This window comes from Vibrio caribbeanicus ATCC BAA-2122 (assembly GCF_000165125.1).
Classification (GTDB): Bacteria; Pseudomonadota; Gammaproteobacteria; order Enterobacterales; family Vibrionaceae; genus Vibrio; species Vibrio caribbeanicus.
This window is the reverse complement of record NZ_AEIU01000003.1, coordinates 52,979-77,152: the sequence shown is the minus strand read 5'-3', so window position 1 is coordinate 77,152 and position 24,174 is coordinate 52,979. Positions and strand designations below refer to the sequence as shown.

Sequence of the window (24,174 nt, the reverse complement as noted above, 5' to 3'; positions counted from 1 at the left end):
AGTGGGTTCATATGTTTAGCGAATGGGTAACGCAGGATGGCTTGCTTGCAGCCTTGTTGATATTTGTTGGTTCCTTTGTTCAAAGCTCGATCGGATTCGGTCTAGCCATTGTCGCTGCACCACTGCTTTTTATGATTTCACCTTTTTATGTTCCGGCCCCTATCTGTCTTGTGGCACTGTTTATCTCTGTGCTAAATGCCTTTAAACATAGAGATAGTGTGGAGATCGGGGGACTAAAACTAGCGCTGCTTGGAAGAATACCTGGTTCTTTTGCGGGTGCAGCACTTCTTGTGCTCGTCTCTCATCAACTTTTATCGTTGTGGCTTGGATTGCTGGTTTTGATCGCGGTTTGCCTCAGTTTGCTTCCTTTTCGTCTTGAACCTACGCCAATCAGAATGGGAATTGCTGGTTTTTTTTCTGGTCTGTTTGGCACGAGTTCAGGTATAGGAGGTCCTCCGATGGCGCTACTTTTGCAGCATCAAGGAGCCAACCAACTCAGAGGTAACCTTTCCGCTTTTTTTGTTATTAGTTCATTTATTTCTTTGTTAATTCAGATACCAGTTGGCTTTTTCACGCTTCATCACCTTTGGATTACGATACCATTACTGCCCGCTTCTTGGTTTGGATATCGATTAGCGCTACTAACTACACAGTCTGTTAGTAAGGAAAAGATTCGTCTGGGAGCTTTGTGTCTTTGCGCGCTAAGTGGAACTACGGCTATCTGGCAGGCAATGTGAAAAATATATACCCAAGTAACCTCGCTTCTTGAGATATTCATCTTAGGTTAAGAAATAACTCTAATACTATGAGATAGCATTAGAGTTATTTCTGCATCTGGGAGAACAGTCATGTTGAAAACAATAGGAAACGTCATTTGGTTCGTATTGGGTGGTGTCGTCATGGGGTTAATGTGGTGGTTAGTCGGCTTGATCGCTTTCATTAGTATTATTGGTATACCTTGGGGTCGAGCGTGCTTTGTTATGGGAAATTTTTCATTTTTTCCTTTTGGACATGAGGCCATTGCACGTAATGAACTGACTAAACAGGAAGATATTGGTACCAGTTCTGTGGGAATGGTGGGGAATATTGTTTGGTTCCTTTTAGCTGGAATATGGCTGGCGATAGGGCATGTATGCTCTGCTGTTGCATGCTTTGTTACTATAATCGGTATTCCATTTGCTATCCAACATTTGAAATTAGCCTACATTTCTTTAGCACCAATTGGCAAAACAGTGGTGACCAAAGAGCAAGCTGCTATGGCAAGGTATTCTCGCTAGGTTGATAACAACTGGTGTGGCAATAGGACTATACCTAAGTGACTTTAAAATCCAGGATTCAGAGCGATGCCACAGTGTTGAGTTCAAGGAAAATAACGCAGCGGAATAGTGGGCTCTTACCAAGATGTTTGACGATGACATCGGCGCAGTGGCACGCCCCCAAATTGCGAGTTGTCTGGGTATATGTTTCTTGCATAGAATGTGGGAGTAACTTAAGCCATTAAAATAAGTGATTTTTTGTTTTTAATTTAGCTTTTTTTATATTTGCTCATAATAAGTAAGAACATTTCTATTGCTCGTCAGTCAGTGGACTTAGAGACTGACTGAATGATCACTAGTGCTAGGGATAGCAATGAGAGAAAGAGAAGCTTTAAGAACTGATGCTGTTACAAATCATGCTAATCCTCATTGTCTAATTGAGATACCTGAATTTCTTCATTTAGTTTGGCTGAATTCATTGCCCAAATGGAAGCAGATATGCCATGTACAAAGTTGGGCAACTCTTAATAAACATATGAAAATTGTACTTTGGGTTGACTCGAAATACTTTTATGCTCTTAACCATGAATCTAAAGTATTTGGTCAAGTCAAACTGTATGAAAGTAATGAGTCTGATGCAGAGCAAGTACAGGTAGCGGGGATAATTAGCGATCTTAGGCGACTACAGGTATTAAAGGAAAGATTGAGATCATATTCTAATGTAGAAGTACGTGATATTTCCGATACACGTGATATTCGACTACTCAACCAAGCGCCTTATCAGCATCAAATAACTCGAGACGTTAAAGCAGGGCAGCTCACAGCTGTAGATATTGCACACTACGAGATTCTCTTTCGTTATGGTGGTTTTGCGATGAAGTGGCAACAAGAACCCTTTGCGATCTCCAAGAGATATGAAAAAGCAAATAGTTTAGTCGTTGGTGTTGAAGATCTATCAGCGGAGAATATGAAGCTCAGTTACTCAATACCGAGAGTCGTGATAGCCTGCCATAGTCAAAACCCAACCTTAAAAGCACTTCTCTCAGCCATTCAAAACATGTATTTAAAGCGCCGGCAATATATTAACAAACCACATCCTCTCACTGACACAAACAATGATATAAGTAATATGGCTCCTTGTACGGAAACACAACTAAAGAGTATGCTAAGAGAAGCGTTATATTCGGTGATGGAAAATTGGTATTCCCAAAAATAAATTACGTTAGGTGTTAGAAATTGCTGAATATAGCGGCAGTTTTGAGCACCTTCAAATCTCTTTTCACAATTTCTAATCTCTGGCAATCAGAATGCAATTACTATATCCACATTAATGATTAGTTATACTTATATTTCTAATCGGTGGTTCTTAGTGTGACTTTTGTCTAAATAATGGGTTTACTATACCTTTTTTTGAAGTTTTTAGATTTATGATGATTTTATAACTGTTGTTCTGATTACTTCATAGTTTTTTCATGACTTTTTTATCCTTTTTTTTCCAAACTATCGCATGCTTTGAAAAGCAACTTGGCGCTTAATCATCTTTATTTTGATTAAGCCTTTTTAGTGCAATATCGAAGATTGTTTTTTCCAAGTTGCTAATGAATTTACTATTAGCGATAAATGTGATTTTTGGGGTTTTTTTGATGACAGAAAGAAATTACGCACTAGGGTGCGATGTTATTTTTGATGTTTTAAAACGTGAGGTTATATCAAACCATCGTTTGGAAAGGCTGGGGGGGAGAGAGTCCGCAATATTACACTTACTTTGTGAACGAGCAAATCAAGTTATTACCAAAGATGAGATGCATGAAAAGGTGTGGGGAAAGGTGCTTGTAAGTGAAACTTCATTGACTAAAGCCATTTCAAACCTAAGAAAGGTTCTTGCATGTTTTGATACGTTAGAGTGTGAGATAAAAACAGTCCCTAAAGAAGGATATTTATTAATCATTGAAGATTCGCTAATTAATCAATCGGTGGATGATATCCTTTATGTTGAAAGCAAAAAATTGCTAAATACTAGCCAATCTGAACAGGTATACTCGAACTCGCTTGAACAAGCTTCATTTAATAGGTTTAGGAGTGATAGTCAGTACAGAGGGATACCTATTAGCGGAACGTTATGGCTTTCAATGACATTTTTCAGCTCATTACTTGCTTCTGCTTTTACTGTTGGTTTGTTTATTGCTTTAAGGTGAATCATGCTATTTGGAGCTAAGGCTCATTAAATGATTAAGATCGATACATTTGTAATACCTATCAAAATAATGATTTTTAAGAAATTATAGAGTGATATCTTAAGCGTTTTCTATTTGAGGTTTTTTTTGGTGGTTGATGTGTCAATATCGTTTCATCGCAATTATATGTCCCCCATTCATATAGGTGACGAGTACAACGTAGTCTTTACTTTTAGACTTTAATTCAACCATGTTTTTGGATGGAATTTTTCTTTCTGCATTATAAATATTTTTCACAATCGGCAGTGTCGGAAGTCCACCATTTTGAATAAAGTTAGAATTCTGTTCGGAGAAGTTAATGTAATAAACGTTATCTTCTCCAGACTCAACTTTTCCCTTTCCACTCATCTCATAGTAGAGCTTCTTTTCTCCTTTTTGTGCTTCTTCGGCAACCGAAGTGAACTCAAACTCATTACCTTTGAGATATACTTGAATCGTACTGCGTCCTTGATAGGTATGACTCAGGTTTTCTACCTCATAAACCGTCCCAAGTGCCGAAGCAGGCTTTTCAATTGTTGTATACATAAAAAGTAGGAAAATGTTCAACAATGTAAGAATTAAAATGCTAGCTGAGAGCATTCGTTACCTCTTTCAGAATGATGTCGTGAATTTCTCTGTCGCTGGTATTGTTGTCAATTATGAGCAACTTATTATATATTTTACCTTCACTATTTATAATTGCATATGACAGGTTATTTTCCTGTAGTAGAATGGCAATTTTTTGGGGCTTCCTGTGAGTACTTTGCAATATTTGATTTATACTTTCACCGACGTAGATGGCAATAGATTCCTTGTCTGAATATATTTGTATAATTCCGTTATCATAACGAGTGTTCGGATAATGCCCATTATCTTTTGTGAATGAATACTTCAGATAGAGTTTCTCGGAGAGAAAAGCGAGCGATACCACAAGGCATGATAATATCACTACTTTGGTTTTAGTATTGATGAAGGGCTTTTTTAATTTTTTTGTGTTTTTCAAGCTATTAAAAAAAGTGGCCTTACTCATCGGGTGGTCCTCTATGACCACCTCTGCATCAAGAAGATATCCAACCTTGGATATAGTTTTTAACCACTTTTGCTCCTTACCATTATCCCCTATTAGATTGCGTATATTGCGTATTGACTGAGTCAAAGAACTCTCTGAGACAATTTTTCCTGGCCAACCCTTTTCTAAAAGTGTTTCTTTAGTGACAATATTTCCAGCGTTGCAGCATAGCTCATAGAGAGTCAAAAAATCGTGGGTTCCTATTCTTACTTGCTGACCCGTTTTTTCATTAACGAGTGCTAGTGAATTTTCAACTAGCATCAAGTTTCCGATTCTGAATGACTTCACTGTATTTTTTTCACTCATAAATTTAAGAGACTCGAAAGATGATTTTTAAATTTTTTGTTCTTAACTTGAAATTACAAAAAAATTAGGGAGTTATGTCGCTATGTTATAGAGCCATTCTATGGGGCGAGAGTAGTTACAGCAAGTATAAGTTATCAACTTTTAGCAGGTTTTATAAAGCGCAATATGTGTATGCTAGTGACTTTGAAATAGAGGAGTTAGAGTGCTTCCTCAGATTCAATTTTAAATAAAATAACAACGTTAAATGAAAGGTTTCTCTTGCATTGTTAAACAGCGATATATGAATTCTCTCTTAGCTCAAAATATTATTCACTTCCGCTAGACTCAGCGGTTGGGGAGCGCGAAGAGTACAATTTTATAGTTTGCTGGTTTTAAGAAGCACCATAACAAGAGTCTAGGTCTGACAAAACAACTACAATGGGCGATACACTCGCCCCTTGTAGGTTTTCGGACTAATACTTGGATTTGATTTCCGCAAGTACACCGGAGGAAGTAATAGAGTCGATCCCACCTTGTAACATGGAAACGTAATCATCTGGAGTATCAGAGCTTAGGCTGTAATACAGTTGACTTTCGCTTAGGACATAGACCACTTTGAATTTTGATTTATCAATATTCGCAGATCTCATTAAGTAAGACGCAACATTTTCTTCATATGCAAGCATATCGATCCGGCCAGCTCCTAATTGTTTTACGAGTAAGTCGGCTTTTGGCTGAAGTTTGATAGAAGAAGCTTTGACACCGAGCTGTTTTAGAAGTTGCTCGCCTATGTCATCTCTCACTGCTCCGATACGGTAGTTTTTTAAATCCTCGGCGCCATTTACAGTGACATCCTTTGCTGAAAATATAACTACTTTGGTGTCTGAAATAGGACCTACCCACTTAAACTTTGATTCACGCTCTGCGGTTCGTGTTGTAGCAAAAAGTGCTACCTTAGGACCTGAGAGTGCTGCCGCGTAACCCCTTGCCCAAGGTTGAACTTTAACGTCCTTCCTCATCACTGGGTCTCCGGCTGCTTTAGTTGCAGCTTCTAAAATATCGACAGACATACCCATTAGCTTACCATTCTCTTGGTAATTATAAGGAGGGTAAGATTCGGTGATAAACTTGAGTTCGGTGAGCTTTCCAGCAAAGACCGATGTAGACCACATCGCAAATAAGATACTAACAATTACTTTCATCATATTTCTCTTTAATAATGTGAACAAATGCAATGTTTAGTATAGAAGCTTTTTAACATTATGTTTGCCTACTTCTGACATTGGACAAACATTTCGAGCTGTTTGTGAGAAAAGTTGAAAATAGGATCACTATCGAATGATTAAATGTGATTTAAATTGCCCTTATTCATCTGTTTTTTATGATATTTTCGACGTTAATCACAGAGTAAAATGATCGCGGTAAGATTTCGGCCAACCTTAGACTTCGAGTCTGGTGATCACATATTCATACACTTTGGCTGAGCTGGTTAAAATGACCCAGAATAATTTTGTTTGCTATCTAATAAAGTCCTTAAATAAAATCTTACCGTAGAAATTTGTTATGGTAACTTTTCATCACTTACTTCATTTATTGGTCTTTATATGGAAACAGAGATCAGAACATTTATAGAAAACGACTATCTAACATTAATTTCTTGGATTGATAATGAGGAATTGAACTTTCAATGGGGCGGGCCATGCTTTACTTTTTCCTTGGACTTGGATCAACTCTGGAGTCATTATAAAAACTCCAAGGTACCCCCATTTATTCTCACGGTCTCTTCTCAACCTATAGGCTATGTGGAGTTAGTGAGTGAGTCAGATTTTAGGTTTCGGATCTGTCGAGTTTACATTCATGATGGATTTCGTGGTAAAGGTCTGGCAAAGAAAATGTTAATGCAAGTCATTCGATTGGCGAGAGAAAACTACCGTGCAAAGGTTTTATCACTAGCGGTCTTTAAAGATAACTCTGTCGCTAAACATTGTTATCAATCACTCGGCTTTATTGAAAAACAAATGATTCAGCGCACGTTTAACGAAGAGTGTTGGGATTTATTGATGATGGAAAAAAACTTGTGATTTATCTAAGTGGTTTCAAGATAAAGGATTCAGAGCATTGCCATTATGTTGATTTCAAGGAAAATAACGCAGAGAGATACTCTGCGTTGTGGTTCTTCCATCAGTCGAGTCACCTTGTCTGTATTTCTATCAGTTCGGCCAACATTCTCTGGACTTCCTCAAACAGCCATAGATTCAAAGGGTCATTTTGCTGAGATCGGCGAAAGCTCATCATATGGTTGACCTCTAACTTAAGGTCTTTGGGAAAATCTATCGTGCGAAGTTCATCTGAGATAACCCCGCACAAGGTGATACTGAATAGGTCTGAGTCTACCAATATACTGTTTAAACTAGAGGGGTGATCGATTTCAACGATAGGCTCTATATTGATACCAATATTTTTTAGGCGATTTAATAGTGGGTAAGTATTGTCGTTCCAGCCTTCTGTTTTAAAAAGAATATTTGGGTAGTGCACTAAACTCTCAAAGTCTCGTGCAGGGTGACCTTTTCTGACGACGAAAGAGGCTTTTCCCACACCAAGTTTTTTTTGCACGATAGATGAAGGTAGGTGTTCATCAAAGTAATGGATTGCAACAGCATTTTCACCATTTATCATGCGCTCTCTTGGATTATTTCCCCATCTAAGGAAAGTAAATTTAGCTTTTGGTGCTTGCTGCTTTAAACGAAAGTAGAGCATTGAACCAAAGCGGTCCCAGAATAGCGTATGTGCGTAGATAATGATTTTATCTGTAAGCGTTTCGGGAGAAAAATCTTGTGATTTTATTGACTCAGCGCTGGAAAGAATTTGTTCAAAATGGCTTAAATTAGCTTCAAGGAAAGAGGTTGGCTCAAAGCCATTTTTGGTTTGTACAAACAATGGGTCGTTCAATTGCGACCTAATTTTGCTCAAGTTTTTACTAATGGCTCCAGAGGTCTTCCCTAGAGCTTCTGCTACCAAACGAACATTTCGTAGCTCGTACATTCTTTTTAATACGATTATGTTGTGAATATCAAGATTAAGAACCATCGGCTTTTCCAGCTTTTTGTTCATAATACCTTGAATCGAGCTGAGAATAGACAAGACAACGTCAATTTTAGCTATATCTACTTTAAGACTTCTGGTTGCTGCGATTTCCATTTAGTAAATTCGAGTTTTCCTCGTCCCATATGTTGAGGCTTGTTAAAGTTTCAATATCGAAGCGATGTACTGATAATAAGAGGTAAAGTTATGAAAAAACTAATAGTACTAGGCTTAATAGCAGGTTTTGCAAATGTTGCGTTTGCTGAAGATGGTTCCTTCACTGGAACAGTGGATATGGGAACAAATAAAGCAAATCAAGTAAGTGTTCAGCGCGTTAACGAACAACACAAGCTAACAGGCCGTAGTAAAGCAAATAATGGTGGCATTATGGTTTCGGGTGAGAAACAAGCGCCAAAAATAATCTTACCGGGACGCCGCGGGGATTAACCTCATAAATAAAAAACACTGCCGTTTTTATGCTGCGCTTGACGCAGCATTTTTTGTTATTGGGGTATTTATGCCCGGTTGATTTCAAGAAGCGTTCCCAGGGGGCTAGTTGTCTCGCTGACCTTGTTGCCGATTATCAATTTAGATGACAAAACTTTCAGATCATTACATTGTCTGCAAAATAAGTCATTCTCATCAAACCTAGCATTTTATACACCCTATTTTAAAAACGTTACCTTCGTCAATTTATAAAACTTGTTTCATTTTTGGTTGTTATGATATAACGTAACAATTATTTGTATCTAACTGATTGTAAACAAGATGAAGTACACAATGAAACAGTGGCTAGTATTTTTAAGTCTTTTGATGGGAGTCGTGTTCCCCACATGGGCAACTATTCATATTCAGGACGTTATTGGAAGAAAAGTGGTTCTTGATAAGCCTGCAGAGCGCTTATTTCTTGGTTTTTATTTCGAGGACTACTTGGCGATAGCGGGCCCTGATAGCTATCAAAAAGTGGCTATCTTTCCCAGACATTCATGGAAAGATTATCGTCAATCACAATGGCAAACCTACAGCAAAATTATTCCGGAGTTAGAAACAATTACTGATTCTGGTTCGATTTACACAGGAACATTTGATTTTGAGAAACTCTTAACGACAAAACCCGATGTCGCACTGATTGCCGCATGGCAGTACAAAGCACTTGGCGATAAGGTGTTGTTGCTTGAAAAGAATGGTATTAAGGTTGTAGTTGTCGATTTTAATGCACAAACTCTTGATAAACATATTCAAAGTGCTCGAATCATTGGCCAAGTGATGGGAACTGAAGAGCGTGCAGAAGCCATCGCAAAAGACTATGAACAGACGGTCAAACGTGTCCAAACTCGGGTTGCTAATTATTTAGCTAAGCATAAAGCGAGGCGTGTTTATGTAGAAATAGGAACGGGTGGGGCACAGGAGTATGGCAAGTCTTACGCTAACGCAATGTGGGGGAATTTACTTAACCTTGCTGGGGCTAATAATATTGCCAATGGCAAAATTGAAGGTTCAGCACACTTAACTCCTGAATTTGTGATTAGCCAGGATCCTCAGGTTATCTTTATTTCAGGGGCGCATTGGGCTAAACATGATGGTAGTGCACTACTAGGCTTTGGCACTTCAATCGGAGAAGCTCAAGCGAGTTATCAGCCTTACTTAAAGCGTTCAGGGTGGCATCATATTTCTGCAGTAAAAGATCAGAATGTGTTTGGCATGTATCATTCTGGAACACGCACCATCTACGATCATGTCTTTTTAGAGTTTCTAGCCAAGTCTATTTATCCTGAGGTATTTCAAGATATTGATCCACAGGAACATCATAAGTTGTTTTTTGAACAATACATGCCGCAAAAGCTAGCGGGCACTTTTATGATTCGGGTGGAAAAGTAACATGTTGAATCGCCATGAGGTGTTACCTTCTTCCGATATTACTTCTCAAAAGAGAGGTGGCATTTATTACAAATTGCAAAAGAAAAGGTATAAGTCATTAATCTTATCTTTCGCAGTTTTAGTCGCCGCGATGTTGCTTGATATCAGCACGGGTGCTTCATGGATTGGTCTTGGTGATGTGTTAGAGGCGTTGTTTGGTGGCCCTAATGGCGATACGCTCTCAACGACGATTGTTTGGCATCTGCGTTTGCCAGTAACGTTAACGTGTCTGGTGGTAGGGGCATCTCTGGGGTTGGCGGGTGGTTTGATGCAAACCTTGCTTGCTAATCCACTGGCTAGTCCATACACACTTGGAATCTCTGCTGCTGCTGGTTTTGGGGCCGCAATTGCATTGATTACTGGTTTCTCTGTACTTGGATTTGCTTGGCTTGGAGTTCCCATTGCCGCATTCATCGCATCTGCTCTTGCAAGTATGGCTATCTACTTTATTGGTCGCTCAAAAGATATGGATGCTAAGGTATTGATTCTGGCAGGCATTGTAGTTTTGTTTTTCTTCCAAGCATTACAATCTTTAGTGCAGTACTTAGCTTCACCAGAGGTTTTGCAACAAATTGTGTTTTGGCTATTCGGTAGTTTGTTGAAGGCCTCTTGGTTGTCCTTTGTAGTCTCAGGAAGTATTTTACTTATCGGGCTTAGCTATACCCTCCCCAAGGTTTGGTCCCTGACTGCATTATCAATGGGTGAAGAAAGAGCACAATCACTCGGCATAAACACACAAAAATTACGCTTAGAGATGTTTTTACTTTGCTCACTGCTTACGGCTGGTGCGGTTTCGTTTGTTGGAACCATAGGCTTTGTTGGTCTAGTTGCCCCTCATTTCTCCCGTTTGCTGGTTGGAGAGGATCAACGCTTTTACCTTCCTCTCTCTGCTTTGATGGGAGCAGCCTTACTTTGTGTCTCATCTTTAGTCGGCAAATTGATTATACCTGGCACCATTATTCCAATTGGTATTATTACTTCTTTAGTTGGTGTTCCCTTTTTACTTTATCTTTTACTCAAAAGGCGAGGTGGAGTATGAGTCATCTCACCATATGCGACGTCGCCGTAGATATCTGTAATAAATCTATTATCAAACCGATAAATTGCACATTTAAAGCGGGGGAGTTTACTGCAATACTTGGCCCAAATGGTGCGGGTAAAACAACCTTACTTAAATCTATCATGGGCCTAATTGCTTATTCCGGGACGATGGGGGCGTTTGATATGAATGGGAAAACACTTTCCCGCTCTGCCTATTCCTACCTATGCCAGCTAAATAAAACGTCGAGCTACCTCACCGTCATTGAGGTGGTGCTACTGGGTTTGGTACATGAGCTGAACTGGAAAATTTCCTCCGAGCAAGAAGCGAAAGCTGAAGCAGTGCTCCAAGAATTGAATTTAATTCATTTGGCAAACCAGAGGTTCTCAGATTTGAGTGGTGGACAACAACAGCTTGTTTCTTTAGCTCAAGCATTGGTTGGAAGACCCTCAGTATTGTTGCTAGATGAGCCTACTAGTGCGCTTGACCTTAAGCATCAGGTTCAAGTTCTTGAATTGGCGAGAGATTATACAAAAAGACATCAATGTATCACCATCTCAGTATTACACGACCTATCTATGGCAGCACGTTATTGTGACCACCTTTTATTACTCGACCATGGTCAAATACAGGGTGAGGGAGTCCCCGATAAGGTATTGAATGAAGAGCTTCTTAGTCGAATCTACCAAGTAGAAGTAGATGTCGGTATCTGTAGTAAAGGGCATAGATATATTACGCCCGTACGTTTATAGCGTGAATGAGAAACAAGGAGAGACCATGACGATGAAGTATTGCCATTATGAATTATTAGTGGCTATTTCGACTTTTGAATCTCAAATAGAAACATTAATACAATATAGTGCGGAAAGTTGTGATTGCTTTACATTACTTCAAGACAAGCTCGACGAGCTATGTGCTTGGATCTTAGATGAATCAGCTCAGAACTTAAGTGATCAACTTGGGCACAACCCAGAACATGATAGACAATTAAAAAGATTGCGAGAAACTGCCATCAAAGCTCTGTGCTTACTAGAGAAACATCAGTCCGAATGTGCCCAGTCTCATGCATTAAATGTCAGCGAATATTTAAGTCAGCTTTCAAACAATGTTTACGTTGAACTTGATCATGCAGGTGTGATGCCCAGCTCGAGGGTGTTGTTTATTGGGTCAGGATCTTACCCTCTTTCTGCCTTTACCATTGCTCAGCTTACTGGTGCTGCGGTGCATGGTATTGATATTGATGAACAAGCAGTCACCATGGCTAATCGACTAGATAGCACCTCTTTAATGACGACTTTTGGTTGTCGAGATTTGGTAACAGAATTCAATGACTTTAAACCAACCCATGTTGTTGTTGCCTCTCTAGTCGAACACAAGTGGGAGGTACTGCATCAATTAAAACCTCTATTGACTCCCTCTCACCGAGTGTTAGTTCGATTTGGTAATGGTCTCAAGTCTGCCTTTAACTATCCATTTAATCCCACATTGATGGAAGGATGGGATAGTCACCATGTCAGCAACGCAGCCGCAGTATACGATACCGTGGTAATGGGGAGAATTTAGCGTGGAAAATAAGTTAGGTCATGTCTTGATTGTCGGTGCTGGTCCTGCGGCTTTTCAGACCGCTGCAATACTGAGAGAGCATTGTTCCTGTTTGGGGCTCGTTTCTCGAAGGTCAGTACATTGGCAAGCGAGAAAAGATAGATTGCTCAACGGGGAAACAGTCAATGTTCAAGTAGCAAAACCGAGTTTAACAGAATTAGAATCGTGCTTTTCATTTGATAGAGTTTTTGATGACATTAATCAGATAGAGGGGAAATGGGAAACTCTTATTTTTGCTACCCCAGCGTGTGCTCTCGTAACCGTTCTACAAGCGCTGCCGGAGCAAACAATTGCCGGAGCAAGGGAAGTCGTGTTGCTGTCGTCTTGGTTTGGTGGGCACTGTATCGCAAAAGGTTTTTTTGTGCAGCAAGGACTGACTCCAAATATTGTTGTTTTTTCCAACTACTATGCCGCGACCAAATTTTGTCAGGGTAGAGAGAGCTTAAGTGTTGTTACAAAAGCAGTTAAAAAGAAAATATACACATACGTCAGTAAGCACGAAAATGGTTTCCTCTCACTGTTTAAGTTGGCATTAAATAAGTGTGGTGTCGAGATTTTAGCTTTGGATAACGGCTTTAGCGTCGAAGGGCGCAATATTACTCTGTATGTGCACTCCGCATTTTTTATTCAACCTTTTAGCTTAAATCATATTTTTGGTGATGATGGGGAAAAAAAGTTTATGTATAAACTTTTTCCTGAGGGGCCAATAACGCCAGCATCAATTGAGACACTAGTCTCATTGTGGCGCGATATTTCTCTACTAATCAATGAGTTTGAGGGAGAGGCTTTTAACTTATTGAAATTTCTAAATGATGATAACTACCCAGTCCGCCAAGAAAGCCTTTCACGTGAACAGATTGATAGTTTCTGTGAGTGCTCAAAAATCGAGCAAGAATACAGGCTTTATGTACGCTACAGTGCTATTTTGATTGATCCTTTTTCTAGCCCTGATCTTCAAGGGCGATATTTTGATTTTTCAGCGGTACCGTTTATTAAAGGTGACTTAGACAAAGGCGACTGGCCTAGAATTCCGAGTGAAGATATACAGGCTCTATATTGGCTTTCCGCTCTTGCTTCATATCACAAGATCCACTTACCAACAGTTGAAAAAATATTAAATACTTTCGAATCTTGGTTGGCAGATCGGCAACATCCTAATCGATTTCTCCAGTCGAGCCACAATCAATCCACTCAAAGCCTCAAATGGCTTTATCCGAAACTAGGAGTAACCAATGAATAAAGGTGTGGCTCTAGCCATTTTCTCCGCATTTGTTTTCAGTGTGATGAATGCGCTAATTAAAGCAGCGAGTTTGACGATTCCAAGTGCTGAAATTGTATTTTTTCGCAGTGCCATTGGTACACTGCTGGTTTTAGCCTTAATGAAGCATGCAAAGGTTTCTTTCTCGACATCGGGCATTTCTGTATTAGTGTTACGTGGCCTATTAGGTGCCTTTTATTTATTAGCGTTTGTTTATACGATCGCTCATATACCACTCGCTGATGCTGCAATTCTTGCCTATCTTTCGCCATTTTTTGTTATCTTATTATCCAACCTTGTTTTGGGTGAGCGTTTACCCCAAAAAGCGCGGATCCTTTTGCCACTTGTTTTGCTCGGAGTGGGGCTTGTTGTCAATCCATTCAATTATCAATCATTTAATTTCTACGCACTGGTCGGTATCGCGAGTGCTTTATTTGCTGCCGGTGCGTCTATAACAATTCGTCACCTCAGTAAAAAACACCATACCTACGAAATCGTATTTTACTTCTTGATGACGGCGATGCTGGTTTCTGGTTATTTAATGAAAGACACTTTTGTTATTCCTCAAGGAATAGCGTGGTTCTACCTCATTGCGATAGGTGTTGTTTCCCTCATAGGACAAATATTCTTAACCAAGGCATTCACGCATGAAAATGCCGCGGTTGTGGCAGGAACTCGCTATATAGGACTGGTCTTTAACGTTTTATGGGGTGTCCTTTTTTGGCAAGAAATTCCCGGGTGGATGACGGTCTGTGGGGCGTTGATAATTGTGGCTGCTTGTATTGCCTTGTCTTGGAACAAAACGGCAAAAGAATCAGCAGCAACCGAGAAAGAAAAACCATTACAGAGTCGATAAGACTTATAGAAAACAAACTGGGTGTGATGATCGGAGGACATGGAAATGAGCAACGTTTCAAAAAGTTGTATGAGTATCTTGGGGCTAGTTTTGGGCTTAAGGGCGGCTAAGACTCAAGCTAAAAAGAGGTTCACTTCTTTCTGTTGGCTGGCGATTTTATTCTTTCCCTCATTTATTCACGCACATCCTCATTCTTGGGTCGAAATGAAGACGTTGATTGAAGGCCAAGACGGGAAGATTAGTGGCTTAAAGATGGAGTGGACATTTGACGCTATGACCTCAGCTTATATGTTAGATGGAGAAGATACATCAGAAGGCAATGAACCAAAAACACTGAGGAAGGTTGCCCATTCTATTGTGAAAGATATGTTGAGTGAACATTATTTTACTTACTTTTATGATGGCGATCAGCCGATCAAATACCAAACAGCGTTAGAGCCACAACTGGTACGCGATAAAGCAAAGTTGATGTTAAGTTTTCGTTTACCTTTAGCTAAAAAGCAGCCAGTCACTAGAGATACGTTGCGTCTATTAGTGTTTGATTCTAGTCACTTCGTTGATATGGTTTGGAAATCGAAACAGGATATCGTTTTGTCAGATGAACTGGCAAAAAACTGTAGACTCGATCTTGTCGAACCTAATCCTTCCCCTGATCAAATGGTGTACGCAATGTCACTGGCCGAAGATGCAGATCCTGACAATTCTTTAGGGCAATTATTCACTCAAACGGTCAATGTACATTGTGCCTCGGTGACTAATCCGTCGTGAAATAGGTTTTTGAATATTATTTCTGACAATCAACGTATAGCAAAAAGGTTGAGATAAATGAATTTCAATGGAACAACAAAAAAAGGCTCTTTTGTCGCTATTTCTTTTTTATCACTCGTCGCTTTCGCGGCTTTTCAATTGTGGTTAGTTTGGCCATCTTTGGTCGTAGAATCTATACAGTGGCAGAGAAAAGTTAACACCCAGCTGGCTGATTTACTCTATATGGCACAGTCTACGCCATTGGTATCTGGGAGCTACTTGGTGGGATTTAGTTTTCTCTATGGTATGTTGCATTCTCTAGGTCCCGGCCACGGTAAAGTCATCGTGTCAACATACTTAGCTACACACCCTACAAAGGTGAGAGCAAGCTTAGTACTGACAGTCGTGTCTGCGCTTTGCCAAGCTTTGGTTGCTATATTACTTGTTACTATTTTATTGTGGGGATTTAATGCCTCCATGCGGATGGTCAATGACAAAGCCAGTACATTTGTCTCACTCAGCTTTATGTTGGTGATGGTATTGGGGACATTAATTTGTTGGAAAGCAGGCAAACAGATTTATCATCTTATTAGTACTCGTAAGCTGAAGGTAAAAGCCCTTAGACCGATCTCCGCTCAAAGTTCTATGGCTCCTATTTCTCTGCAAAGTAACAAGCTTTCGTTAAGCCCCCAAGCTCACCAACACGATGCAAATGCACCTTGCGGTTGTGGTCATCAACATGTTGCTGAGGCGGATGCCATAAACCGAGCGTCGACGCTTCGCGAGTATGTTGGTATTGTGATTACAGTAGGAATTCGCCCTTGCACAGGTGCTATCATGGCGCTACTTTTTGCGAATATGGTTGGCACTTATTGGATGGGGGTAATGAGTGCAGTTGCTATGGCTGGAGGCACGGCGCTCACCACATCAATCATTGCAATCCTGACTCTTACTAGTAAGAATATGGTTAAGCGTTATATGTCAAAGGGTAACACCGACCAAACCAAATCATGGCAGCTCGCTGGCTATTATCTACAGTTTTTTGGTGGCTTACTTTTAATGAGTATCGGCTTACTATTATCAAGCAGTCAAGACTATGGCATTTCGCCAGTACTGTGACTTTTTAAAGAGGCAAAAGTCAGCTTTTGTGGGCACCACTTTATTTGGTGGCTGCCCAGAAAAGAGGTGTATACCCAAGTGACTTCAAAATGCAGGATTCAGAGCGTTGCCACAGTGTTGAGTTCAAGGAAAATAACGCAGCGTAATAGTCGACTCTTACCAAGTTGTTTGACGATGAAATCGGCACTGTGGCACGCTCCCAAAGGGCGAGTTGTCTTGCTTTACATGCTTCGTTACCGATTTTCAATTTAGATGACTAGATTTTCAAATCGTTGCCTTGCCTGTCAAGCAATCCATTCTCGCTGAACCTAGCATCTTGAGGTCACTTGGGTATATCACGCATTGTTTTCGATTTGTAACATACGTCTTTTTAATTCTTTTTCTAAATTCTTAATCGCATACGGCTTCATTGTTTTCCATGCTTGGCACTCTTTACGTGTTCTTCCACAACCGATGCACCAGCCTTTAGATTGTGAAAACTCACAAAGATTAATACAAGGACTTTTTTGCTTTTTCATAGACTAACCTAACGGTCCCCTTGAACTTAAAGATCAGATAAGATCCTGTCGATACTCGATTCTAGCGTTCTAAGACGATTGAATTCTTCATACAACCTTTGTTCGAGGTTTTTAAAGTTGAGTGGTAAAGTACGCTGGCAGATACCATAACTATTATTGAGCGTTTTGTACCCCTTCCAACTCTCTATGCGCTTGTGCTCGTGGGCTAACAATTCACGAATAAACATGGATTGAGAAGGGCAGTCCTCCTCGGCATGCATGCACACTGGAAATGACTTATTTTTGATCTGCTGTGCTTCAATAAACGTCTCAAAATGAACTCCTCCTTGTTTTTGGTTGAACCAATTGACTTTGTATAGTTGAAGGTAGTTTCCGCGATTATAAATTTCCCAGTTTTCATCAAACCAGTTTGCTTGTTCTAACATTTTCTCCAGGTTACGAAATACGCCTTTTATATCTTTCATACACTTCAAGTTTACTCTTTATCGTCGCTAAATCATACTCCCCCTGAGTATAAAATACTACCCCCAAGTATAATTAAGGTGCTACATTATCAATTAAAATGAACCTACAGATAACTGAGGGCCGCTTTCTAATGTCGCACACAAAGGATCAAAAAAAGCTCAATGCTCGGGTGAGTAAAATTCAGGGCCAAGTCAACGGGTTGAAAAAAATGCTTGGTGAAGAGCATGAATGTCAGGAAGTACTGCAGCAAATTGCTGCGATTAGAGGGGCAGTAAATGGCCTTATGAGGGAAGTAATAAAAGGACATTTACAGGAGCATTGTGTATATGAAGATGATCGTCAGCAGCGTGAATCAGACATGGAAATCGTGTTGAAAGTATTGGATTCGTATATCAAGTAGAGTAAAAAAGTCATCTATACCCAAGAACTTTGAGGATACTTGGGTATATCGTAAAAAATAGTTAAAAACTAGTTTGCTTACCTGTCAAAGCAACGCTTTTACCTAGACTCCAATGGATAAGAGCGATAGCTCCACATTCCGTAGGTACGTAACGCATCACGGTAGATACCTAATAGTTCACTGTCACTTACTTGCTTTAGTTGTTCGAGCGGTTTGTCAGGGTAGCTTACCGTGTCAAATGTAATATTTTGAGGGCCTGTTTGCCAACTGGCAATTTCAAATAGGGTTTGTCCTCTGCGTACATGGCTGGCTGAGCTAATGATGGTGGCGTGTTTAATCTTATGTCGAGCGAGAGCATAGCTGCTGAATAGTGCATTCCCAACAGTACTTGTTGCGTAGTTTTCTTCTATGATTCGATTTGGATTGATTCCCTTACCAACAAGCCAGTCTGCCATTAATTTTCCTTCGGTCTTATTATTTTTTGGTACACCACCGGTGAGGATAATCAGAGCATCAGGATTTTCTTTCGCTAGTTTTAGTGTTGTCATAAGGCGTTCGATTAATATTTCGTGCATTGAACCATCAGGGTTTAGTGCATAGCCTAAAGTGACAATCGCTCCTCTATCTTCAAGCAACCCTTTTTCAGCCTTGATTTTAAGTGGTGTTGAGACAACGCTATCAACAGTATCAAAGATATGTTTGATATCGCTTGCTTTGCCTTTGTTGAGCTTTGCGAGCACTTTCATGTGTTTATTTGACTCGGCTTGATTCCCTTTGAAGTGTTGCCAAACGGCAAGATAGGCGTGTAAGTCGACATCCTCAGGAGCAACACTCAGTGCTTGTTGAAACAACTCGATGGCTTTGTCGACATTTTTGTTATAAATCTGGGCATTTGCCGCTGAAATTAGGAGGTCAGTACGGTATGGTTCAAGTTTGTAGGCTTCAAGAAGTCGATTAGTAACGACTTCCATATTACTGGGCATTTTGGCAGTAAATCCGGCATGAGAAATTCTAGCTGGTGACTTAAACGCCTTGACCGCTTCATCTAAAAGGTGGTCTACCACCTGACGTTTGGTAACCAGTTGTGAATAGTCAGTATTGGATTGGATTGTGGCAACATTTTTCGCTAGTACATAAGGTGAACAAGTAAAGGCAATCGTACCGCTTAAAACGAGGGTAAGGAGGTTTTTTTTCATTGTAGTTTCCAAGTGTGGACGTTCTTTTTTTGCATTGTAAATTTACCTGCCAATAAAAGTGTTATTAAAATCACAATTTTTCTCTTTCTATTCTGATTTTCAGCAAAAAATTCCTCCAAAATAAACAGGGCATATGTCTTCTTTTCATTCATTCTTTCTACAGTATGAGTTTGTTTGCATTTTTAATGTGCTAATAATCGCTCTGGCAGAAAATAGTGTGCGCTTTAACTCAAGTTAATCATTTCCTAGCGGCGAATTCCTTAAAATATTGCCATGTCAACTTTGCGCTATTAGAAGCAAAGCCCCCATGGAGTTTCGCGACACAAATATGTCGAGGATATTCGGGGGTCAGTGGAATAACATTTACATCATTGTGCAGTTGAGGAATTGATAATTCTGCTACTATTGAAACCCCAAGGTTGGCGCGTATCATGGCAAGAATTGATGTCAGTTGCAGGGCTTTATGTTTTGCCACTATGTGAGTACTTGAACGTTTGAACCACTCTTCGACTAAGGGTGCGCTGCCTCCTTTGGTAAGTATAAAGTCTCGCTGGCAAAGGTCGTAAGCTGAAAGTTGTAAGGCATTGGCAAGTGGATCCTCAGTGTTAACGAGTGCGACAAGACGATCAGTGACAATGGGAATAATATCTAAGTCGGGATACTCTTTGTCTACAATAATGGCAAAATCTACCTGACCTTCTTTAAGTGCCAGTAGTGCTTGCTCATCATTAAACTCCAGCACCTCTACATTGATGAGAGGTTTTACTTTTTTCAAGTTACTAATAAATCGGGGTAAAATATGCGTGGTCGCTGATGCACCAAAAGAGGCGATTTTTACTCGTCCGCCTCCTTCCTTTGTTGCCTGCCTAAGTTTTTGTATGAGTTTTTCCTTTTCTTTTTGAGAGTGCTTGGCATATTCAGCGATGAGTTGACCTTCTCGCGTCAAAGTGAGTGGGCGACACTCTCTTCGAACCAGTTCTAGTCCTAACTGTCTTTCTGCCGTTTTTATCGCCTTACTGACTGCTGGCTGGCTCACCTTGAGTGAATTCGCAGCCTTGGTAACACTCCCCGTTTCTAAAATTTGCAGCAAAATGTCTGGCACGAGTGCTGGAAGATTATCGAGTTGATCAATCATGGTTCAATATAACCTCAGGTTATTTTGTTATATATCATTATTACATCATGCTGGGCTTCTCTAAAGAAACTTTAATGGTTAAGTCGAACATTAAGGAGTTAGAATGACTTTTGAAGCCTGGCTTATATTTTTTATCGCATCGCTTATTCTCACTATGACACCTGGCCCCAGTGTATTTTTAGCTATGGTTCACTCGCTAAAATATGGAGTAAATAAGACGATTTTTACCGCCTTGGGAGATATTACTGCGAACGCGTTCCAGATGATCTTCGTTGCCTTCGGTCTGGGAGTAATCAGTACAAACGATAAAAATGCCTTGTTATTTATTCAATGGAGCGGAATTTTTCTATTACTAGTCATGGGGATAAAGATGCTATTGAGCTCTGCAGTCCTTGTAGTGAAAAAGCCAAGCTTTCGAACCGACGATGTGTCATCCTTTAAGCTTTATTGGCAGGGCTTTTGGGTTGCTGGGACCAATCCGAAGGCGATCATCTTTTTTAGTGCATTCTTTCCTCAATTTATTTCCGGCAATGATAATGTACCACTACAAATGCTAATAATGTGTCCAACCATGGTTATATTGGATTTTTGTTGGGTGATGACTTATGCCTTTATTGCCAAGCAGTTCTTGGGGTGGCTGATAAACTACCCTAATTATCTTAATCGGTTTGGTGGCTGTGTTTTGTTAGCCGCTGCTATGGTACTCGCACTGAATAATCAAGTAATCTAAAATTGATTAAAAGCATGAAACCCTCTCTGGGGTGATGGCGTCGGAATCTAGGTGACTAGTGAATAAAACATTGCTTTGAGGCAATTTACTACCACTGAGTAGGAAAGTAAGTAGCGAGGAGGTCGATTTCTTGGTCAGTGTCTTGGGAGAAATAGAATGTCCATCCATCACTGGACATACTCTCGACCCAAGAGCGAAAACGCAGGATAGCTAGGCACAAGGATTGAGTTGCATCCACGCCAAAAATAGGATTATCGATGTTCAATTCAGGTACGCTAAACCTGCAGCAAAAATCACCGTTTTGTGTGGTTTCCTTTTTCGGAATGTCTATTCTAATGTGCAAAAGTAGCTCCTTACCATCGCAATGTTTCGCTAGGTATTCACTTTCTATCAATTTATCTTCCTCATATATTATCTAAACTGAAAATCGGTAACGACGCATGTAAAGCAAGACAACTCGCCTTTTGGGAGTGTGCCACAGTGCCGATTTCATCGTCAAACAACTTGGTAAGCGTCCACTAATTCGCTACGTTATTTTCCTTGAACTCAACACTGTGGCATCGCTCTGAATTTCGTGCCTTGAAGTTACTAGGATATAGTACAGACTCAATGGTCTGTATTGTGATAGTTTATGTCCCTATGTTGATGTTTGATTTGTTAATGTAAGTATTAGTATTTCTCGTGGTTAGAGACGAGAGGCAACTATGGATTACTATCATTTTTTTCAAAGTTTACTAAAAAATGCTGATATTGAATTAGATGGAAACAGAGCATGGGATATCAAGGTTAATGATCCAAAAATGTTCAATCGAATTGTTGAGCATGGCTCGTTGGGGTTGGGTGAGAGCTATATTGAAAAGCAATGGGAATGTGACGATCTGGCTGAAATGATCTCTCGTTTAATTCAGACTGATATCGAGTCACAAGTGAACTTGGCAGCAAAAATAAAAATGGGTGCCTCGTTAGGTAAACAGAAATTCAAACGTTTGGTAAATTCCCAGACGATTATAAGAGCCAAAGCTGATGTTAGTGCTCATTATGATTTAGGAAATGATCTCTATGAGTCTATGCTTGACCCAAGAATGACTTATACATGTGGTTATTGGAAACAAGCTCAAAGCCTCAGTGAAGCCCAAGAGCACAAGTTAGATTTATTGTGTAGGAAACTTGGTCTGTCAGAGGGAATGCGAGTATTGGATATCGGCTGCGGCTGGGGTAGCTTTATGAATTTTGCTGCCGAAAAATATGGCGTTATTTGTGATGGTCTTACCTTATCCAAAGAGCAAGCAACCTTTGGTCAGAACCGAGCTGATATCTCTGGTTTACCCGTAAATTTCATTCTACAAGATTACCGCGAGTATCGCCCCAATCTAAAGTATGATGCGGTCGTCTCGGTGGGCATGATTGAACATGTTGGTCCGAGAAACTACAGGGAATACTTTGATTGCGTTGAACGATTTATGAAAGACGAGGCTATATTTGTATTGCACGGTATTGGCTCAAGTATATCGTTGACTGAGTGCGATCCATGGATTAATAAATATATTTTCCCAAATGGTGTGATCCCTTCTTTAGGGCAGCTGTCCACAGCGATGGAACCGAAATTTAATATCGAAGATGTTCATAATTTTGGGCCCGACTATGATAAGACGTTGTCTGCTTGGTATGACAATTTTTTGTCTGCGTGGCCAGGTTTGCAAGATAAATACGGAGACAAGTTTTTTAGAATTTGGCGCTATTATTTGCTGTCTTGTGCAGGCGCGTTTAGAGCTCGAGACCTTAATTTATGGCAAATAGCCATGACTAAGGTAGGCAGGCCCCTACCTAATTGTGTTCGTGAGAGTTGAATTTTACTTTTGATATTGACAATATGCGGCTCAATAAAATGCCGCATACTTTTCGAGTAATAATGAAAAATCACTGCTTTGGTTACACAACCGGTGACTTGCTCGCTATGCTAGACTTCAAGCCTTGCCTCAACAACGTAATAAAGCCAATACTTGAAACTCTAGCGGATAATCATTTGGTCGCGCTGTGGCCCAACTGAAATCATGGTTATAGGGATCTCCATCAGTGCTTCAATACGTAAGATGTACCTTCTTGCCGCTTCTGGTAATTCTTCGAACTTTCGACATCCGGTGATATCCTCATGCCAGCTTTCCATTTGTTCATAAATGGGTGTTAGTTCTGTGGTCTGAGGCCAAATTGGGTTATCACTATGTTCACCTGTATAACCTACGCATATTTTGAGTTCACTTAGGCCTGTAAGGCAGTCAATTTTGGTCAGAGCCACTTCAGTCGCAGCTTGTAGTTCGATACCGTTTTTGGTTGCTACAGCATCAAAATAGCCTAGATCTCTGGGTCTACCAGTTGTTGCTCCATATTCTTCTGCCGTTTCACGAAATGTATCCTGCTGATCCATTGCTGTGATTAAGGTACCGGTTCCCACAGAAGAACTGAATGCTTTTGCTACCGCAATCACTCTTGTAGGACGAAGTGCTGGAAGACCACCGCCAATACCTGCGTACATAGATACGACATTAGACGAGGTTGTCCATGGATACTCGCCATAAATTAAATCACGACCTGCACCAAGTTGGGCTTCGAAAAGTAGAGTTTGTTTTTGCGCTTGTTTCTCTTTCAAAGGAATGGTTACGTTACAGATAGAATTACGCCACGGTTTTGATACTTCGATAAGCCAATCAGATATTTCTTTTGCGCTTTGATTAAACTGAAGGTTTGGATATAGCGCACGAAGTTGAGGAAGTTTCCAGTCTATCCAAAACTGTATACGTTCTGTCAATACTTCAGGCTGTTTTAGCCAGCCAACGAGAATTCCCTTTTTCATAACACGATCGCCATAGGCTGGAGCAATACCTTGGCGAGTTGAGCCATAAGCATTGTCACCCAACCGTTCCTCTTCCAAGGTATCTTCTAGAGCATGGAGAGGTAAGCATAGGGTTGCACGATCAGAAATAGACAGATTGAGTTTAACTCCCGCCTTCTCGACCAAATTTATTTCTTCTGTCAACGCGCCTGGACTGATGACCATGCCTGGACCGAGAACAGTCAAACAGTCAGGGTTAAATACGCCACTAGGTAATTGATGGAGCTTAAAGGTACCCAGATTATTGACTACAGTGTGGCCAGCATTATTACCGCCTTGAAAGCGGATACTTGCGGAAGCCTTTTCAGATAAAAAATCTACGATGCGGCCCTTACCTTCATCGCCCCAATTTGCACCTACAACAACGATTGATGACATCCTTCACTCTCCTAGAAAATAGA

The 24,174-nt window shown here is 40.2% G+C and carries 28 protein-coding genes; 17 read left to right on the top strand and 11 right to left on the bottom strand.

Features of this window, described 5'->3' with window-relative positions; all coding sequences use genetic code 11:
• Positions 1 to 11: 11 nt before the first annotated feature.
• The 4 genes from RH40_RS01000 (at position 12) to RH40_RS00985 (ending at position 3,451) form a co-directional block, all read left to right on the top strand.
• On the top strand, positions 12 to 737 hold the full coding sequence (locus RH40_RS01000; RefSeq protein ID WP_009599379.1) for a sulfite exporter TauE/SafE family protein: 726 nt from the start codon (positions 12 to 14) through the stop codon (positions 735 to 737).
• Positions 738 to 848: 111 nt separating this feature from the next.
• Entirely contained in the window at positions 849 to 1,277 is a 429-nt protein-coding gene (locus RH40_RS00995; protein ID WP_009599378.1) for a YccF domain-containing protein, read from the top strand.
• A gap of 352 nt (positions 1,278 to 1,629) precedes the next feature.
• On the top strand, positions 1,630 to 2,472 hold the full coding sequence (locus RH40_RS00990) for a hypothetical protein (RefSeq protein ID WP_009599377.1): 843 nt from the start codon (positions 1,630 to 1,632) through the stop codon (positions 2,470 to 2,472).
• A 427-nt stretch (positions 2,473 to 2,899) separates the two neighbouring features.
• Complete coding sequence (locus RH40_RS00985; RefSeq protein WP_039953959.1) at positions 2,900 to 3,451, top strand: winged helix-turn-helix domain-containing protein; 552 nt, start codon at positions 2,900 to 2,902, stop codon at positions 3,449 to 3,451.
• A gap of 141 nt (positions 3,452 to 3,592) precedes the next feature.
• Here RH40_RS00985 and RH40_RS00980 read toward each other — a convergent pair whose 3' ends face one another.
• The 3 genes from RH40_RS00980 to RH40_RS00970 all read right to left on the bottom strand — a co-directional run bounded on the left by RH40_RS00980 (position 3,593) and on the right by RH40_RS00970 (position 6,028).
• Positions 3,593 to 4,069 carry a hypothetical protein gene (locus RH40_RS00980; RefSeq protein WP_009599375.1) on the bottom strand — a complete coding sequence of 159 codons (477 nt, stop codon included), beginning with the start codon at positions 4,067 to 4,069 and terminating at the stop codon, positions 3,593 to 3,595.
• Positions 4,056 to 4,799, bottom strand: a complete 744-nt coding sequence (locus tag RH40_RS00975) for a winged helix-turn-helix domain-containing protein (protein WP_009599374.1) — start codon at positions 4,797 to 4,799, stop codon at positions 4,056 to 4,058. Before RH40_RS00975 ends, RH40_RS00980 begins: the two co-directional genes overlap by 14 nt.
• 497 nt (positions 4,800 to 5,296) lie before the next feature.
• Positions 5,297 to 6,028, bottom strand: coding sequence for a substrate-binding periplasmic protein (locus RH40_RS00970; protein ID WP_206536083.1), 732 nt, complete (start codon positions 6,026 to 6,028; stop codon positions 5,297 to 5,299).
• Between the two features lie 399 nt (positions 6,029 to 6,427).
• Here RH40_RS00970 and RH40_RS00965 point away from each other — a divergent pair, with 399 nt between their 5' ends.
• Complete coding sequence (locus RH40_RS00965) at positions 6,428 to 6,904, top strand: GNAT family N-acetyltransferase (protein WP_009599372.1); 477 nt, start codon at positions 6,428 to 6,430, stop codon at positions 6,902 to 6,904.
• Between the two features lie 109 nt (positions 6,905 to 7,013).
• Here the strand turns inward: RH40_RS00965 and RH40_RS00960 are convergent, their stop codons facing one another.
• Positions 7,014 to 7,910, bottom strand: a complete 897-nt coding sequence (locus RH40_RS00960) for a LysR family transcriptional regulator (RefSeq protein WP_039953957.1) — start codon at positions 7,908 to 7,910, stop codon at positions 7,014 to 7,016.
• 201 nt (positions 7,911 to 8,111) lie between these two features.
• Between RH40_RS00960 and RH40_RS00955 the strand changes: the two genes are divergently transcribed.
• From RH40_RS00955 to RH40_RS00915, 9 genes are all read left to right on the top strand, one after another.
• On the top strand, positions 8,112 to 8,351 hold the full coding sequence (locus RH40_RS00955; protein WP_009599370.1) for a VPA0252 family protein: 240 nt from the start codon (positions 8,112 to 8,114) through the stop codon (positions 8,349 to 8,351).
• A 321-nt stretch (positions 8,352 to 8,672) separates the two neighbouring features.
• Positions 8,673 to 9,782, top strand: a complete 1,110-nt coding sequence (locus tag RH40_RS00950; RefSeq protein ID WP_039953929.1) for an ABC transporter substrate-binding protein — start codon at positions 8,673 to 8,675, stop codon at positions 9,780 to 9,782.
• Position 9,783: 1 nt separating this feature from the next.
• Positions 9,784 to 10,860 (top strand): FecCD family ABC transporter permease, encoded by a 1,077-nt coding sequence (locus tag RH40_RS00945; protein ID WP_009599368.1) that lies wholly within the window; start codon positions 9,784 to 9,786, stop codon positions 10,858 to 10,860.
• Positions 10,857 to 11,612 (top strand): ABC transporter ATP-binding protein, encoded by a 756-nt coding sequence (locus RH40_RS00940; protein ID WP_009599367.1) that lies wholly within the window; start codon positions 10,857 to 10,859, stop codon positions 11,610 to 11,612. Before RH40_RS00945 ends, RH40_RS00940 begins: the two co-directional genes overlap by 4 nt.
• Before the next feature lie 25 nt (positions 11,613 to 11,637).
• Complete coding sequence (locus RH40_RS00935; RefSeq protein WP_009599366.1) at positions 11,638 to 12,423, top strand: nicotianamine synthase family protein; 786 nt, start codon at positions 11,638 to 11,640, stop codon at positions 12,421 to 12,423.
• Position 12,424: 1 nt separating this feature from the next.
• Complete coding sequence (locus RH40_RS00930; protein WP_009599365.1) at positions 12,425 to 13,702, top strand: opine metallophore biosynthesis dehydrogenase; 1,278 nt, start codon at positions 12,425 to 12,427, stop codon at positions 13,700 to 13,702.
• Positions 13,695 to 14,576: a DMT family transporter gene (locus RH40_RS00925; protein ID WP_009599364.1), complete on the top strand. Its 882-nt coding sequence runs from the start codon at positions 13,695 to 13,697 to the stop codon at positions 14,574 to 14,576. The genes RH40_RS00930 and RH40_RS00925 overlap by 8 nt, the downstream gene beginning before the upstream one ends.
• Positions 14,577 to 14,615: 39 nt before the next feature.
• Entirely contained in the window at positions 14,616 to 15,344 is a 729-nt protein-coding gene (locus tag RH40_RS00920) for a DUF1007 family protein (RefSeq protein WP_009599363.1), read from the top strand.
• A gap of 57 nt (positions 15,345 to 15,401) precedes the next feature.
• A complete protein-coding gene (locus tag RH40_RS00915) occupies positions 15,402 to 16,442 on the top strand; it encodes a nickel/cobalt transporter (protein ID WP_009599362.1) in 1,041 nt (346 codons plus the stop codon).
• A 40-nt stretch (positions 16,443 to 16,482) separates the two neighbouring features.
• Here the strand turns inward: RH40_RS00915 and RH40_RS20185 are convergent, their stop codons facing one another.
• From RH40_RS20185 to RH40_RS00905, 3 genes are all read right to left on the bottom strand, one after another.
• Entirely contained in the window at positions 16,483 to 16,689 is a 207-nt protein-coding gene (locus RH40_RS20185) for a hypothetical protein (RefSeq protein WP_081454945.1), read from the bottom strand.
• 88 nt (positions 16,690 to 16,777) lie between these two features.
• A complete protein-coding gene (locus RH40_RS00910) occupies positions 16,778 to 16,960 on the bottom strand; it encodes a DUF1289 domain-containing protein (RefSeq protein WP_009599361.1) in 183 nt (60 codons plus the stop codon).
• Positions 16,961 to 16,986: 26 nt separating this feature from the next.
• The gene (locus tag RH40_RS00905; RefSeq protein WP_009599360.1) at positions 16,987 to 17,424 is read right to left on the bottom strand and encodes a hypothetical protein; all 438 of its coding nucleotides are present in this window, start codon (positions 17,422 to 17,424) and stop codon (positions 16,987 to 16,989) included.
• Between the two features lie 131 nt (positions 17,425 to 17,555).
• On the opposite strand from RH40_RS00905, the gene rcnR reads away from it, so the two are divergent.
• Positions 17,556 to 17,825, top strand: coding sequence for a Ni(II)/Co(II)-binding transcriptional repressor RcnR (rcnR, locus tag RH40_RS00900; RefSeq protein ID WP_009599359.1), 270 nt, complete (start codon positions 17,556 to 17,558; stop codon positions 17,823 to 17,825).
• A gap of 98 nt (positions 17,826 to 17,923) precedes the next feature.
• Here the strand turns inward: rcnR and RH40_RS00895 are convergent, their stop codons facing one another.
• Both RH40_RS00895 and RH40_RS00890 read right to left on the bottom strand, forming a co-directional pair.
• The gene (locus RH40_RS00895) at positions 17,924 to 19,021 is read right to left on the bottom strand and encodes a YdcF family protein (RefSeq protein ID WP_009599358.1); all 1,098 of its coding nucleotides are present in this window, start codon (positions 19,019 to 19,021) and stop codon (positions 17,924 to 17,926) included.
• 238 nt (positions 19,022 to 19,259) lie between these two features.
• Positions 19,260 to 20,156, bottom strand: coding sequence for a LysR family transcriptional regulator (locus RH40_RS00890; protein WP_009599356.1), 897 nt, complete (start codon positions 20,154 to 20,156; stop codon positions 19,260 to 19,262).
• Positions 20,157 to 20,259: 103 nt separating this feature from the next.
• Here RH40_RS00890 and RH40_RS00885 point away from each other — a divergent pair, with 103 nt between their 5' ends.
• Positions 20,260 to 20,886, top strand: a complete 627-nt coding sequence (locus RH40_RS00885) for a LysE family translocator (RefSeq protein WP_009599355.1) — start codon at positions 20,260 to 20,262, stop codon at positions 20,884 to 20,886.
• Positions 20,887 to 20,974: 88 nt separating this feature from the next.
• On the opposite strand, the gene RH40_RS00880 is transcribed toward RH40_RS00885, so the two are convergent.
• The gene (locus RH40_RS00880; RefSeq protein WP_009599354.1) at positions 20,975 to 21,280 is read right to left on the bottom strand and encodes a hypothetical protein; all 306 of its coding nucleotides are present in this window, start codon (positions 21,278 to 21,280) and stop codon (positions 20,975 to 20,977) included.
• A gap of 310 nt (positions 21,281 to 21,590) precedes the next feature.
• Between RH40_RS00880 and cfa the strand changes: the two genes are divergently transcribed.
• On the top strand, positions 21,591 to 22,733 hold the full coding sequence (gene cfa / locus RH40_RS00875) for a cyclopropane fatty acyl phospholipid synthase (protein WP_009599353.1): 1,143 nt from the start codon (positions 21,591 to 21,593) through the stop codon (positions 22,731 to 22,733).
• A 161-nt stretch (positions 22,734 to 22,894) separates the two neighbouring features.
• Here the strand turns inward: cfa and RH40_RS00870 are convergent, their stop codons facing one another.
• A complete protein-coding gene (locus RH40_RS00870; protein ID WP_009599352.1) occupies positions 22,895 to 24,151 on the bottom strand; it encodes an adenylosuccinate synthetase in 1,257 nt (418 codons plus the stop codon).
• Positions 24,152 to 24,174 lie beyond the last annotated feature (23 nt).